Source organism: Microbacterium sp. CGR1, assembly GCF_001266755.1.
Taxonomy (GTDB): domain Bacteria; phylum Actinomycetota; class Actinomycetes; order Actinomycetales; family Microbacteriaceae; genus Microbacterium.
In genome coordinates this window covers 1117985-1131464 of the sequence record NZ_CP012299.1, presented here as the reverse complement: position 1 = coordinate 1131464, position 13480 = coordinate 1117985, and the positions used below count along the sequence as shown (strand labels likewise).

The window sequence follows — 13480 nt, the reverse complement described above, 5'->3', positions numbered from 1 at the left end:
GAACGGGAAGTAGGCTGGAACGCATGCGGCGCGGGACTTTCCGAGACGACACGGTTGACTATGCGGCCGTGGGTGCGACCCACGCGCCCGATCTGATGCAGTACCCGCCGGAGCGCAGCATCCCGGCGGAGAACTCCTGGCGGATCGGCAGCGGTCATGACCGCTTCCAGTCCGCGGGCGAAGCGCTGCTGACCTGGACCGCGCAGCGCGCGGCGGGCCTCAGCATCGAGGATGTGCGTCCCGCGCCCGGTCCCGCCTACGCCGGTGTCAGCTTCGACGCCGAGGGCACGCCGATCGCACCGAGCAAGAACGACGTCGAACAGCGCTTCGACGCGGAAGGCACCCCGTTCGCCGGCCCGGGCATGACGTTGCGTCTGCATGGGCGGGTTGCCGGCATGCGGGCGGATGCCGAGCTGCGCGTGATCTCCGTGACCGAGGAGAAGCGCCGGATCGGATTCGTGCTGGGCACGGTCGGAGGCTCGGTGGTGCGCGGTGAGGAGTCCTTCGACATCGACTGGCGTGAGGACAACGACGAGGTGTGGTTCTCCGTCCGTGCCTTCGACGCGCCGAACTCCCTGCTCTACCGCGTCGTCCCGCCGCTGGTGAAGCGCCGTCGCCGGGAACTGTTCGCACGCTATCTGCGGGCGATCTCGCCGCTGTACGCGACTCCGGTCTGATGGTCGCACCTCTCTGATGGCCGGTCCGCTCCCACTCGGCGATCCGGCACCGGCAGACGGACATCTGCCCTCCGATCTGCCGATCGATTCCTCCGTGCCCTTCTCCGCATATCTGCACGTCCCCTTCTGCCGGGTGCGGTGCGGCTACTGCGACTTCAACACCTACACCTCGGGAGAGCTCCGCGGCGCGAAGCAGGAGGACTACGCCTCGACGCTCATCACCGAGATCGCCCTGGCGAGGCGCGTTCTCGCGGATGCGGGCGCGCTGCGCCCGATGGACACCGTGTTCTTCGGCGGCGGCACGCCGACTCTTCTGCCCGCGGGAGATCTCGCCCGGATGCTCGGTGCGGCGACCGACGCGTTCGGCCTCGTCGACGGCGCCGAGGTCACGGTCGAGGCGAACCCCGACACGGTGACACGCGAGGTCGCGCGGACCCTCGCGGATGCCGGCGTCACGCGACTGTCGATCGGCATGCAGTCGGCAGTGCCGCATGTGCTCGCCGCTCTCGACCGCACCCATCGCCCCGAGAATGTGACGACAGCGGTCGCCGCGGCGAAGGACGCAGGCCTCGCCGTGAGCGTGGACCTCATCTACGGCGCCCCCGGTGAGTCGATCGGTGATTGGGAGGCGTCGCTCGACGCGGCGCTCGCACTCGAGTCGGACCACATCTCGGCGTACGCGCTGATCATCGAGGACGGCACGAAGCTCGCGCGACAGATCCGCCGAGGCGAGGTGCCGGCGCCGGACGACGACCTGCAGGCCGACATGTACGAGCTCGCCGATGCGCGTCTCGCAGCGGCGGGCTTCGACTGGTACGAGATCAGCAACTGGTCTCGCTCGCCCGAGCAGCGTTCGCGGCACAATCTCGCCTACTGGCGGGGGAGCGACTGGTGGGGATTCGGTCCCGGCGCGCACAGTCACGTCGCCGGCCTACGGTGGTGGAACGTCAAGCATCCGGCCGCGTATGCACAGCGGCTCGCCGCAGCGGAGTCTCCCGCCGCCGGCACGGAGCGGCCGGACGAGCAGTCGACGACGCTCGAGCGCATCCTGCTGCTGAGTCGCATCCGCGAGGGCATCGCCGTCTGCGACCTCGCCGCGGACAAGAGGACACGCGTCGCGGGTCTGATCGCGGATGGGCTCGTCGACCCGGCCGCTGCCGTTCGCGGACGCGTGCAGCTCACACTGCGGGGGCGCCTGCTCGCCGATGCCGTCGTGCGTGAGCTCACCGACTGATCGGCGACCGCTGAGTCCGGACATCGTGCCGGATCAGCACGTGGTCGGCGTCGGCGGGTAGAATTGGCACTCGTAGCCAGTGAGTGCCAAGAGGGAGGGAGTTGCGATGGTCAGCGAAAGAGGCCTCCAGGTTCTCCGCGCGATCGTGCAGGACTACGTCGAGACCCATGAACCCGTCGGCAGCCGATCGATCGTCGACCGATACTCCTTCGGCGTGTCCGCGGCGACGATCCGCAACGACATGGCACTGCTCGAAGACGAAGAGCTGATCGCCGCCCCGCACACCTCCTCCGGTCGCGTTCCCACCGACAAGGGCTACCGCGTGTTCGTGGATCATCTCGCCCAGCTGCGGCCACTGTCGGTCGCGCAGCGCACGGCCATCGAGTCCTTCCTCACCGCTCCCTCCGACCTCGACGACCTGATGGTGCGCACGGTCCGAGTGCTGACGCAGCTCACGGGGCAGGTCGCGCTGGCGCAGTACCCGTCATTCGCGCGCGCGCATCTCACGCATCTCGAACTCGTGGCGCTGGCGCCGAATCGTCTGCTCATCGTGCTCGTCACCGACGCGGGCGGCGTCTCGCAGCGCATCGCCCCGCTGCCCGTCGACGTCGACGACGCCGACATGGCGCTGCTGCGTGCTCGTCTCTCCGCCCTGATCACGGGCCGGGCGGTGAGCGACGCCGCTGAGCGGCTGCAGGCGCTTCTCGCGGACGACGCACACAGTCATGACGTCGTACTGCGCGCTCTCGCGACGATCGTCATCGACGAGCTCGGCGCCTTCCGTCAGGAGCGCCTGGTGATGGCCGGAGCAGCGACTCTGGCTCGACGCGAGCAGGACTTCCGCGGCAGCATCCACCCTCTGCTCGAGGCGATCGAGGAGCAGGTGACGCTGCTGCGGCTGATGAGCGAGATGGAGGCGGACTCCCACGGTCTCGCCGCCAGCATCGGCACCGAGAACGCGTCCTTCGGCCTCGGCGAGGCATCGATCGTGGCCAGCAACTACGCCGCCCCCAGCGGCACGGCGCGAGTCGGCGTGATGGGGCCGACGCGCATGGACTATCCGAGCAATCTCGCGGCGGCGCGGGCCGTGGCCCGCTATCTGTCTCGGATGCTCGACGAAGACGAGGCGGCCCGCTGACGCGGCCGCCCAGAGAACAGCACACGCAGAAGGGCCATTGTGGCAGACCACTACGAGGTACTCGGCGTCTCTCGTGACGCCTCCACCGACGAGATCAAGAAGGCGTACCGACGCCTCGCTCGTCAGCTCCACCCCGATGTGAATCCGGGTGAAGACGCGGCCGAGCAGTTCAAGCTCGTCACGCATGCATACGACGTCCTGAGCGACGACGATTCCCGTCGCCGCTACGACATGGGCGGCGGAGACGGCGCCGCCGGCAACTTCCAGGGCTTCGGCGGCTTCGGGGACATCTTCGAGACCTTCTTCGGTGCGGGCCAAGGCGGTGGCAGGGGCGCGCGTCCGCGGTCACGCCGCGAACGGGGACAGGACGCCCTCGTCCGGGTGACCCTCGATCTCGGCGACGTCGTCTTCGGTGCGCACCGCGACATCGAGGTCGACACGGCCGTGCTGTGCGAGACGTGCAACGGCTCGTGCTGCCAGGAGGGCACGTCGCCCGTCACCTGTGACATCTGCGGCGGCTCCGGCCACGTTCAGCGTCAGGTGCGGAGCCTGCTCGGCAACGTCGTGACCTCTCAGCCCTGCGGCACCTGCGAGGGCTACGGCACGACGATCCCGTATCCGTGCGGCACCTGCGGCGGCCAGGGGCGGGTGCGCTCGCGTCGCACCGTCTCGCTCGACATCCCCGCCGGCGTCGAGACCGGGCTGCGCCTGCAGCTGCCGGGCTCTGGCGAGGTCGGCAAGGCGGGTGGCCCGAACGGCGACCTGTACGTCGAGGTCACCGTGAACCCGCACCCGTCTTTCAGCCGCGACGGCGACGACCTGCTGGCGACGCTGGAGGTGTCGATGCCGGATGCGATCCTCGGCACCGAGACCACGATCCAGGGTCTCGACGGCGAGGTCGATCTCGAGATCCGCTCGGGCGTCCAGTCCGGCGACGTGCTGACGATCAAGGGCCGCGGCATCACGCCGCTGCGGGGCAACCAGCGCGGCGACCTCCGCGTCGGCGTGCAGGTGGTCACTCCGACCCGGCTCGACTCCGCGCAGCGCGCGCTCATCGAGGACTTCGCGAAGAAGACCAAGGCACCGGGCCCGCAGCTGGCGCAGTTCCAGCAGGGGCTGTTCTCGAAGCTCCGCGACCGCTTCCGTTCGCACTGATCCGGACGGCGCTCATGGCACTCCACTTCCTCGTCGAGAACTCCTCGGATGCCGCGGTCGGCGACCTCGTGTCGCTCACCGGCGCCGAGGCGAAGCACGCCGCCGTCGTCCGACGGCTCCGCGTCGGCGAGGCGGTGACGGTCGGCGACGGCTCGGGGGTGTGGCTGACCGGCGTCGCCGAAGAGGTGTCTCCGTCCCGCGTCGACGTGCGCGTGGCCGAGCGATCGGTCGACCCCGCGCCCAGCCCTCGCATCGTGCTCGTGCAGGCTCTCGCGAAGGGCGATCGCGACGAGCTCGCCGTGCAGGCGGCATGCGAGCTCGGTGTCGATGAGATCGTGCCGTGGCAGGCGAGTCGAAGCGTGTCCCGATGGGATGGTCCCAAGGCCGTCAAGGGGCGCGAGCGGTGGGCGACGATCGTCCGCGAGGCGGCCAAGCAGGCTCACCGGGCGTGGGTCCCGGAGGTGGCGCCTCCGGCGTCGACCGCAGACCTCGCGAGACGCGCCGCATCTCAGCGGGTGCTGCTTCTCGACCCGACCGCCCCCGTGCGGTTGTCCGAGCTCGAGCCGGACGGCAGGGACATCGTCCTCGTCGTCGGGCCCGAGGGTGGTATCTCCGACGACGAGCTCTCGAAGCTGTCGGACGCCGGCGCCGAGCGTGTGCTGCTCGGAGACACCGTGCTGCGCACGTCCACGGCGGGCCCGGCTGCGATCGCCGTGCTGTCGGTCGCACTCAGCCGCTGGTGATCAGGCTACGGACCCGGCAGTGCTGCGGTCAGTAGACTGGGAGCATGTCCGAGCCCTCGATCTTCACGCGCATCCTCAACGGCGACATCCCGGGTGAGATCCTGCTCGACACCGGCCGCGTGTTCGCGATCCGGGACATCAACCCGCAGGCACCGCTGCACGCGCTCGTGATCCCCAAGACCGAGGACTACCGCGACGTCACGGAGCTCGCCGAGGGCGACCCCGGTCTGCTCGCGGAGATCGTCGCGGCTGCGAAGCAGCTCGCCTCCGAGCATGCGAACGGCGAATACCGCCTCATCTTCAACAACGGCGCCAGCGCCGCCCAGTCCGTCTTCCACGTGCACGCCCATGTGCTCGGCAACATCGAGGAGAGCAAGCTCGTTGGCTTCTGACGAAAACGACCTGACCGCATCCGACACCGCCGTCGAGAAGATCTACGCCGACGGCGTCGCCATGGTGCAGCTCCTCGGCCCGCAGGATCGACTGCTCCGGATGCTCGAGAAGGAGCACCGCGACGTCCAGGTGCTCGTGCGCGGCAACGAGATCACGCTCACCGGCGCGCCGGAGGCAGTCGCGAAGGCGAAGACCCTGGTCGACGAGCTGATGACCATGACCAAGGCCGGCCACGACCTCGCCCCGAGCGACGTGACGAGCTCGGCCCGCCTGCTGCGCAACGACGGCGGCCCTCGCCCGAGCGAGGTGCTCGGAGAGGCGATCCTGTCGACCAGGGGCAAGGTCATCCGTCCCAAGACGCTGGGGCAGAAGGAGTACGTCGACGCGATCGAGGAGAACACGATCGTCTTCGGCATCGGCCCGGCCGGTACCGGAAAGACCTACCTCGCGATGGCCAAGGCAGTCCAGGCCCTGCAGCGCAAAGAGGTCACCCGCATCATCCTCACCCGCCCCGCGGTCGAGGCCGGAGAGCGGCTCGGATTCCTGCCCGGCACGCTCACCGACAAGATCGACCCGTACCTCCGCCCGCTCTATGACGCGCTGAACGAGATGATGGACCCCGAGATCGTCCCTCGTCTGATGGCGACGGGCACGATCGAGGTCGCCCCTCTCGCCTACATGCGCGGCCGCACGCTCAACGACTCGTTCGTGGTGCTCGACGAAGCGCAGAACACGACTCCCGAGCAGATGAAGATGTTCCTCACGCGTCTCGGCTTCGGGTCGAAGATGGTCGTCACCGGTGACATCACCCAGGTCGATCTCCCGCAGGGATCCTCGGGACTCCGGCTCGTCACCCGCGTGCTCGACGGCATCGACGACATCCATTTCGCGCGGCTCACGAGCGACGACGTGGTGCGTCACTCGCTGGTCGGACGGATCGTCGACGCCTACAGCGAGTATGACGAGCGGCGCACCGCCCAGCGCTACGAGCGCGAGCAGGCGGCGGAGTTCGCCAACCGTGCCGACCGGCGGGGCGCACAGCGACCAGGACCCCGAGACCGGATGCCGAAACGAGGCCTCTCCTGATGAAACGAGCACAGCAATGATCGAGATCAACAACGAGTCGGCCATCGACGTCGACGAGACCGTGCTGCAGCGCCTGACCGACTTCAACCTCGCGCAGATGCATGTCAGCCCGGACGCCGAGGTCGCGATCGTGCTCGTCGACGAGGCTGCCATGGAGGCCCTCCACGTGCAGTGGATGGATGAGCCCGGTCCGACCGACGTGCTCAGCTTCCCGATGGACGAGCTGCGCCCGGGCACCGAGGATCGCCCCACGGCCCCGGGGCTGCTGGGAGACATCGTGCTGTGTCCTCAGGTCGCCGAGGCTCAGGCCCAGGCCGCCGGCCACACCCTGATGGACGAGCTGATCCTGCTCACCACCCACGGTCTGCTGCACCTCCTCGGCTTCGATCACGCCGAGCCCGACGAGGAGCGCGAGATGTTCGGACTGCAGAAGGAGCTCATCCAGGGCTTCGCCGCGGCTGAACGTCGACGATGACCGCGGCCCTCCTGCTCGCAGGCGCTGTCCTGCTCGTCGCCTTCGGCGGCCTGATGGCGGCGATCGACGCCGCCTTCGGCGTCACGTCCCGGTCGGACATCGAGGAGATGGGCGCGGAGGGGCGCAACGGCCCCCAGCTGGTGCGCATCGCCGCCGACCCTGACGCACACGTCAACGCCGTCGCATTCATCCGCGTGCTCGCCGAGACGGCGGCCGCGGTGCTCGTCACGGTGGCGTTCAGCATCCTGTTCGACAACATCTGGTGGGCGATGCTGGCCGCAGCGCTGCTCATGACGGGTATCAGCTTCGTGCTGGTGGGGGCGAGCCCTCGATCCTTCGGGCGGCACCACGCCGAGGGCATGCTCCGGGCCAACGCACGCATCGTCCGCGGGCTGCGCATCATCCTGGGGCCACTCGCTCACGGACTCGTGGTGCTCGGCAACCGGGTGACCCCCGGGCGGGGACGCAGCTCGTTCACGTCCGAGGAGCAGCTGCTGAGCATGGTCGACGAGGCCGCCTCGAACGATCTGATCGAGGCTGACGACCGCGACCTCATCCACTCCGTATTCGACTTCACCGACCAGTTCGTGCGTGCGGTGATGGTGCCGCGCACCGAGATGGTGACGGTCGATGCGACGGCGACCACGAGCGAGGCGATGACGCTGTTCCTGCAGCGGGGCGTCTCCCGAATGCCGGTGGTCGACGACGACGCCGATGACGTGGTCGGAGTGCTCTATCTGAAGGACCTGGTGCTGTTCGCCTTCCGCGACGAGAACGCCTGGCGAACCGCATCCATCCGTCCGATCTCGCGACCCGCGACCTTCGTGCCGGAGTCCATGCGCGCCGAGACCCTCCTGCAGCAGATGAAGCGGGATGCCGTGCACGTGTGCCTCGTGATCGACGAGCACGGCGGCATCTCGGGGCTCGTGACCCTGGAGGACCTCATCGAGGAACTCGTGGGCGAGATCTCCGACGAGTACGATCAGGTATCGGCAGAGGTCGTCGAACTCGGCGACGGACGCTATCGCGTGAGCTCCCGACTCTCGCTCGAGGACGTCGGCGATCTGTTCGGCCTCGAGCTCGAGGACGAGGACGTCGATTCCATCGGCGGTCTGCTGGGCAAGGCACTCGGACAGGTCCCGCAACCGGGATCCACAGCGACGGTCGAGGGATTGACCCTCACCGGCGGCGCGTCTCGAGGACGAGGGCGCGGAATCGCGACCGTCTTCGTGGAACGAGCGGCAGACGACGCGGGTCATGCCGCAGATGAGAGAGACGGAAACGATGACTGAGCAGACGCGGAGCGGGTTCGTGACCTTCGTGGGACGACCGAACGTCGGGAAGTCCACTCTCACGAATGCGCTGGTGGGCGAGAAGATCGCGATCACCAGTGAGAAGCCGCAGACGACGCGACGGGCGATCCGCGGGATCGTGAACCGTCCGCAGGGGCAGCTCGTCATCGTCGACACCCCCGGCATCCACAAGCCCCGTACGCTCCTCGGCGAGCGCCTGAACGACCTCGTCGAACAGGTGCTCGGCGACGTCGACGTGATCGGCTTCTGCGTGCCGGCGACCGAGAAGGTCGGGCCCGGCGACCGCCGCATCGCGACGTCCCTCGACGGATACCGTCGTGCCAAGAAGATCGCCATCGTCACGAAGACGGACGCGGCCAGTCGCGACCAGATCACCGAGCGACTGATGGAGGTCGACGCGCTGCGCGAGGACTGGGACGCGGTGATCCCGATCTCCGCGCTCACGAACGACCAGCTGGAGGTGCTCGCCGACGAGGTGCTCGCACTGATGCCCGAGGGGCCGGCTCTGTACGGCGAGGGTGTCACGACCGATGAGTCGGAAGAGGACCGGATCGCCGAGATGATCCGCGAGGCCGCGCTCGACGGGGTCCGCGACGAGCTTCCCCACTCGATCGCGGTCGTGATCGACGACATCGCCCCGCGTGAGGGAACCGACCTGACCGATGTGCATGCATCCATCGTGGTGGAGCGTGACAGCCAGAAGGCGATCATCATCGGCCACAAGGGCAAGCGTCTGGCCGATGTCGGACGTCGGGCACGTGTCGGGATCGAAGAGCTTCTCGGCACGAGGGTGTTCCTGGGCCTCCATGTGAAGGTCGCGAAGGAATGGCAGCGCGACCCGAAGCAGCTCGGCCGCCTCGGCTTCTGACCCTCGACACGAGAGGCGGCGAGGATCCGGCGCTCCAGCGGTACGGCCGCAGGACTCTCCCGCAGGGGTAGGGTCGCGATATGACACTCGCACAGCACTGGATCGCATCGTCGTGGGGCGCCCCTGAGACATGGGAGTTCGTCGACTACGAGGTGCCGTCTCCCGGCCGCGGTGAGGTGACGATCCGCGTGGAGGCCGCCGGGGTGAATCCCGCGGACGCCAAGCACGTCGCGTCTGCTCACCAGGGCGTGCAGCTGCCTGTGCCGATCGGCTACGAGGTCTCGGGCACGATCAGCGCGATCGGACCCGACACGCGGATCGGCTCGGGGGAGGCGAAAGAAGGGGACGAGGTCGTCGCCTTCCGCGTGCGCGGGGGATACGCGACCGAGCTGACCGTGCCTGCCGAGAAGGCCTTCGCGAAGCCGACCACACTCACGCACGCGGAAGCCGCGAATCTGCTGCTCGCCGGCACCACGGCCGCTGAGATGCTCTGGGTGACCGGCGCGGCACCGGGGGAGACGATCCTCCTGCACGGCGCGTCGGGAGCGGTGGGAGTGAGCGTGCTGCAGCAGGCCGCGCTGCGGGGGATCCGAGTGATCGGCACCGCGAGCGCCGAGCGGTTCGACGTCGTCCGTCGTCTCGGGGGAGTCCCCGTGCGATACGGGGCCGGCCTGGCGGATCGGGTCCGGGGGGCCGCGGGCGAGGCGGGCGTCTCGGCAGCCCTCGACGCGGTGGGCACGGACGAGGCCGTGGACGTGTCCCTCGAGCTGGTCGCAGACCGCCAGCGCATCGTCACGATCGCAGCGATGGGCAGGGCCGCCTCCGACGGCATCCGGGTGATCGCCGGTTCGATGCCCGTCAGCGCCCGATTCCGGGACGAGGTGCGCGGGGAACTGATCGCTCTCGCTCAGAACGGAGATCTGATCGTTCCCGTGGCGCGGACGTTCGCCCTGGAGGAGGCTCCGGCGGCACTCGCTCTGCTCGCCGAAGGGCACCCCGGCGGAAAGCTCGCTCTGATCCCGTCGTCCTAATCGATCTCGCGCAGCGCCGAGGTCACGACCACGACCCCATCTCCGTACGCCGCATCCATCGCGTTCTGCACCGACCCGTCGTCCCACACGACCTGCATCCAGACATAGCCGCGTTCGGTCCACAGGGTGAGCGCATCGCGTCCCACGGCATTCGACAGCTCGTCGGACACCTGCGCCAGCTCAGCCTCGGAGCTCGCGCCTGGGACACCGCCCGTGGGATCCTCCGGTCGGACAGGGTCGTACAGGGCGAGCATGATCGGAGGATCAGTGACCGCGTATCGCTCGCCGTCGAAGGTTCCGTACACCGCGTAGGTTCCCCACGTGGTGTCGCCGCTGGATTCGCTCCCGTCTACCCCGTCCCAGGTCCAGCCGTCGAGGGGAAGGCCCGAGCACTGCGGGGGATGCGACTCGGCGACGATTCCGAGGCAGAGCCGAGGCTCACCGTCCACATCGAGCACCGTGCCGGTGCCGATCACCCGTCCTTCCGGCGGTGGGACGCTCGCGGCATCCCAGGTCGGTGAGGCCGAACTCGTCGGCGCGGATGCAGCTCCGGAACCGGACGAGCAGGCGGCGAGGCCGCACATCCCGATGACGGCGACGGCGGCGAGTAGCATGCGGCTGTGCGATGTGCTCATGCCTGACAGTGTCTCGTGACGGGTGATCGTCTCACGGCGGCTCTGAGCGGATCGGCATCCCTGCTACCATGGCCGCATGCCTTTCGGCGGTCTGCTTCTTCTTAGCTGCCGCGACGAGTCCTAAAGCTAGGGCCTTCCTCGTCGCGGCGCTTGTGTTGGCCCGTTCACAATTCTGACGAAGAGAAGAAGCCCCATCATGCAGAACACTCAGCGCCCGTCTGCGATGCCGATCCACAAATATCGGCCGTACCACGAGCAGATCACGGTCAACCTGCCCGACCGCACCTGGCCGGACGCCCGCATCACCGAGGCGCCCCGTTGGTGCGCAGTCGACCTCCGCGACGGCAATCAGGCGCTCATCGACCCGATGTCGCCCGAGCGCAAGCGCGTCATGTTCGAACTCCTCGTCAGCATGGGGTACAAGGAGATCGAGGTCGGATTCCCCTCGGCGAGCCAGACCGATTTCGACTTCGTCCGTCAGCTCATCGAAGAGAACCTGATCCCGGATGACGTCACCATCCAGGTGCTGACCCAGGCGCGCGAGCATCTGATCGCCCGCACGTACGAGTCGATCTCCGGGGCCAAGCAGGCGATCGTGCACCTCTACAACTCGACCAGCGTGCTGCAGCGCGAGGTCGTCTTCCGCACTGACAAGCAGGGCATCATCGACATCGCGCTCGAGGGTGCTCGGCTGTGCCGTCAGTACGAGAAGACCATCCCCGACACGAAGGTCTACTACGAGTACTCGCCCGAGAGCTACACGGGAACCGAGCTCGAGTTCGCCGTCGACGTCTGCAACCAGGTGATCGAGGTCTTCGAGCCCACCCCCGACCGCAAGGTCATCGTCAACCTGCCGGCGACCGTCGAGATGGCCTCGCCGAACGTCTACGCCGACTCGATCGAGTGGATGAGCCGCAACCTGGCGCACCGCGAGAACGTGATCCTGTCGCTGCACCCGCACAACGACCGTGGCACGGCGATCGCGGCGGCCGAGCTCGGCTACATGGCCGGGGCCGACCGCATCGAGGGCTGCCTGTTCGGCAATGGCGAGCGCACCGGAAACGTCGACATCGTGGCGCTGGGCATCAACCTCTTCACGCAGGGCATCGATCCGCAGATCGACTTCAGCGACATCGACCAGGTCAAGCGCACCGTCGAGTACTGCAACCAGCTGCCGGTGCCCGAGCGGTCGCCGTGGGCGGGCGACCTGGTCTTCACCGCGTTCAGCGGGTCGCACCAGGATGCGATCAAGAAGGGCTTCGAGGCGATGGCTGCCCGTGCCGAGGCTGAAGGCGTCACGGTCGACGACATCGAATGGGCCGTCCCCTACCTGCCGGTCGATCCGAAGGATCTCGGACGCTCCTATGAGGCCGTGATCCGTGTGAACTCGCAGTCCGGCAAGGGCGGCGTCGCCTATCTGCTCAAGGCGGACCACGCGATCGACCTGCCGCGCAAGCTGCAGATCGAGTTCTCGGGCGTCGTCCAGAACAAGACCGACGCCGAGGGCGGCGAGGTCACGAGCGAGCAGATCTGGTCGATCTTCAACGACGAGTACCTGCCCGCCACTGACACCGAGGCCAAGTGGGGGCGGTTCGAGCTGCTCTCGACGCAGACCCGCAGCGACATGTCGGGTGACGTGGTGCTCGACGTGACACTGCGCGACGACGATCAGCAGGTGTCCGTCGCCGGTAACGGCAACGGACCGATCGCTGCGTTCATCGAGGTGCTGCGCGGTCAGGGCTTCGACATCACTCTCTACGACTACGTCGAGCACGCACTCAGTGCAGGTGGCGACGCACAGGCTGCGGCGTATGTCGAGCTGCAGGTCGGCGATCAGCGCCTGTGGGGCGTCGGCATCGACGGAGACATCTCGACGGCATCCCTCAAGGCGATCGTCTCGGGCGTCAACCGCTCGATCCGCACGCGCCAGCTGGAGCTGGCAGCGGTCTGACGGTCGACGAGAACGCCCCCGCGGTCATCGACCGCGGGGGCGTTACGTCTGCCCCGTGCCGAGGATCGGTCACTCAGGGCTCGGCTTGACGACCTGGATCACTCCGGTCTCTGCGGCGACCTTGCGGCGATACAGGCGACGTTGCTCCGGAAGCGAGACGTCGAAGCTCACGGCGAGCACTCGGATCACCGCGGTGACGACGATGCCGAGCACGGCGGCGAGTGTGATCGACATCCCTAGTCCGTTCGCGGTGGCGATGAAGACGCAGCCGGCACCGGCGGCGACGGCGTAGAGCGAGCCGACATGCATGATCGAGGTCGGCAGGCCCATCAGCATGTCGCGCAGCACGCCGCCGCCGACCGCTGCGCAGACGCCGATGAACACCGCGGGAACGGGAGGGATGCCGAAGGCGATCGCCTTGCTCGTGCCGAACGCGCCGAACATGCCGATCACCACGGCGTCGAGCACCACGATGACGGTGTTGAGACGGTTGAAGAGTCCCGCGAGCAGCATCCCGAGCAGCGAGGCGCCGGTGGCCGTGAGCAAGTACCAGTTGCTCTGCAGCGTGGCCGGAGTCTGACCGAGCAGGATGTCGCGGATGAGACCGCCGCCCATGCCGATCATGATGCCGATGATCGCGACGCCGAGCCAGTCGAGTCGTCGCTGCCCCTGGAACCCCGACGCGAACATCGCGCCCTGAACGCCGCCGAGGCCGACGCCGAGGAGGTCCGCCCAGAGCGGAATGGTGAAGAGCGGTTCGGTCACGCCTCTATTCTCCCGC

At 68.2% G+C, this 13480-nt stretch carries 14 protein-coding genes; 12 read left to right on the top strand and 2 right to left on the bottom strand.

Features of this window, described 5'->3' with window-relative positions; translation table 11 throughout:
• Window positions 1-23 precede the first annotated feature (23 nt).
• The 11 genes from AKG07_RS05430 to AKG07_RS05380 all read left to right on the top strand — a co-directional run bounded on the left by AKG07_RS05430 (window position 24) and on the right by AKG07_RS05380 (window position 10113).
• A complete protein-coding gene (locus tag AKG07_RS05430) occupies window positions 24-677 on the top strand; it encodes a DUF1990 family protein (protein WP_053096528.1) in 654 nt (217 codons plus the stop codon).
• A 16-nt stretch (window positions 678-693) separates the two neighbouring features.
• Entirely contained in the window at window positions 694-1911 is a 1218-nt protein-coding gene (gene hemW, locus AKG07_RS05425) for a radical SAM family heme chaperone HemW (protein ID WP_053096526.1), read from the top strand.
• A gap of 106 nt (window positions 1912-2017) precedes the next feature.
• On the top strand, window positions 2018-3049 hold the full coding sequence (hrcA, locus tag AKG07_RS05420) for a heat-inducible transcriptional repressor HrcA (protein WP_053096524.1): 1032 nt from the start codon (window positions 2018-2020) through the stop codon (window positions 3047-3049).
• Between the two features lie 39 nt (window positions 3050-3088).
• Entirely contained in the window at window positions 3089-4204 is a 1116-nt protein-coding gene (gene dnaJ / locus AKG07_RS05415; protein ID WP_053096522.1) for a molecular chaperone DnaJ, read from the top strand.
• Between the two features lie 14 nt (window positions 4205-4218).
• Window positions 4219-4947, top strand: coding sequence for a 16S rRNA (uracil(1498)-N(3))-methyltransferase (locus AKG07_RS05410; protein ID WP_053096520.1), 729 nt, complete (start codon window positions 4219-4221; stop codon window positions 4945-4947).
• 44 nt (window positions 4948-4991) lie between these two features.
• The gene (locus tag AKG07_RS05405; protein WP_053096519.1) at window positions 4992-5339 is read left to right on the top strand and encodes an HIT domain-containing protein; all 348 of its coding nucleotides are present in this window, start codon (window positions 4992-4994) and stop codon (window positions 5337-5339) included.
• A gap of 61 nt (window positions 5340-5400) precedes the next feature.
• Window positions 5401-6426 (top strand): PhoH family protein, encoded by a 1026-nt coding sequence (locus tag AKG07_RS05400; protein ID WP_230100781.1) that lies wholly within the window; start codon window positions 5401-5403, stop codon window positions 6424-6426.
• A 16-nt stretch (window positions 6427-6442) separates the two neighbouring features.
• The gene (gene ybeY, locus AKG07_RS05395) at window positions 6443-6901 is read left to right on the top strand and encodes an rRNA maturation RNase YbeY (RefSeq protein ID WP_053096515.1); all 459 of its coding nucleotides are present in this window, start codon (window positions 6443-6445) and stop codon (window positions 6899-6901) included.
• Window positions 6898-8193 carry a hemolysin family protein gene (locus AKG07_RS05390; RefSeq protein WP_053096513.1) on the top strand — a complete coding sequence of 432 codons (1296 nt, stop codon included), beginning with the start codon at window positions 6898-6900 and terminating at the stop codon, window positions 8191-8193. The genes ybeY and AKG07_RS05390 overlap by 4 nt, the downstream gene beginning before the upstream one ends.
• Window positions 8186-9082, top strand: a complete 897-nt coding sequence (gene era / locus AKG07_RS05385; RefSeq protein WP_053096511.1) for a GTPase Era — start codon at window positions 8186-8188, stop codon at window positions 9080-9082. Before AKG07_RS05390 ends, era begins: the two co-directional genes overlap by 8 nt.
• Window positions 9083-9162: 80 nt before the next feature.
• Window positions 9163-10113 (top strand): quinone oxidoreductase family protein, encoded by a 951-nt coding sequence (locus tag AKG07_RS05380; protein ID WP_053096509.1) that lies wholly within the window; start codon window positions 9163-9165, stop codon window positions 10111-10113.
• Here the strand turns inward: AKG07_RS05380 and AKG07_RS05375 are convergent.
• Window positions 10110-10748, bottom strand: a complete 639-nt coding sequence (locus AKG07_RS05375; protein ID WP_233277330.1) for a hypothetical protein — start codon at window positions 10746-10748, stop codon at window positions 10110-10112. The two genes, AKG07_RS05380 and AKG07_RS05375, sit on opposite strands and share 4 nt — an antisense overlap.
• 196 nt (window positions 10749-10944) lie before the next feature.
• Between AKG07_RS05375 and leuA the strand changes: the two genes are divergently transcribed.
• Window positions 10945-12699: a 2-isopropylmalate synthase gene (gene leuA / locus AKG07_RS05370; protein WP_053096506.1), complete on the top strand. Its 1755-nt coding sequence runs from the start codon at window positions 10945-10947 to the stop codon at window positions 12697-12699.
• Window positions 12700-12768: 69 nt separating this feature from the next.
• On the opposite strand, the gene AKG07_RS05365 is transcribed toward leuA, so the two are convergent.
• Complete coding sequence (locus AKG07_RS05365; RefSeq protein WP_053096504.1) at window positions 12769-13464, bottom strand: trimeric intracellular cation channel family protein; 696 nt, start codon at window positions 13462-13464, stop codon at window positions 12769-12771.
• Window positions 13465-13480: the final 16 nt, after the last annotated feature.

Excerpts from the sequence above, each read along its gene's own strand:
- leuA (WP_053096506.1), top strand. The coding sequence starts at position 10,945 with ATGCAGAACACTCAGCGCCCGTCTGCGATGCCGATCCACAAATATCGG.
- AKG07_RS05405 (WP_053096519.1), top strand. The coding sequence starts at position 4,992 with ATGTCCGAGCCCTCGATCTTCACGCGCATCCTCAACGGCGACATCCCG.
- hrcA (WP_053096524.1), top strand. The coding sequence starts at position 2,018 with ATGGTCAGCGAAAGAGGCCTCCAGGTTCTCCGCGCGATCGTGCAGGAC.
- AKG07_RS05380 (WP_053096509.1), top strand. The coding sequence starts at position 9,163 with ATGACACTCGCACAGCACTGGATCGCATCGTCGTGGGGCGCCCCTGAG.
- AKG07_RS05375 (WP_233277330.1), bottom strand. The coding sequence starts at position 10,748 with ATGAGCACATCGCACAGCCGCATGCTACTCGCCGCCGTCGCCGTCATC.
- ybeY (WP_053096515.1), top strand. The coding sequence starts at position 6,443 with ATGATCGAGATCAACAACGAGTCGGCCATCGACGTCGACGAGACCGTG.
- hemW (WP_053096526.1), top strand. The coding sequence starts at position 694 with ATGGCCGGTCCGCTCCCACTCGGCGATCCGGCACCGGCAGACGGACAT.
- AKG07_RS05410 (WP_053096520.1), top strand. The coding sequence starts at position 4,219 with ATGGCACTCCACTTCCTCGTCGAGAACTCCTCGGATGCCGCGGTCGGC.
- AKG07_RS05390 (WP_053096513.1), top strand. The coding sequence starts at position 6,898 with ATGACCGCGGCCCTCCTGCTCGCAGGCGCTGTCCTGCTCGTCGCCTTC.
- AKG07_RS05430 (WP_053096528.1), top strand. The coding sequence starts at position 24 with ATGCGGCGCGGGACTTTCCGAGACGACACGGTTGACTATGCGGCCGTG.
- era (WP_053096511.1), top strand. The coding sequence starts at position 8,186 with ATGACTGAGCAGACGCGGAGCGGGTTCGTGACCTTCGTGGGACGACCG.
- AKG07_RS05400 (WP_230100781.1), top strand. The coding sequence starts at position 5,401 with ATGGTGCAGCTCCTCGGCCCGCAGGATCGACTGCTCCGGATGCTCGAG.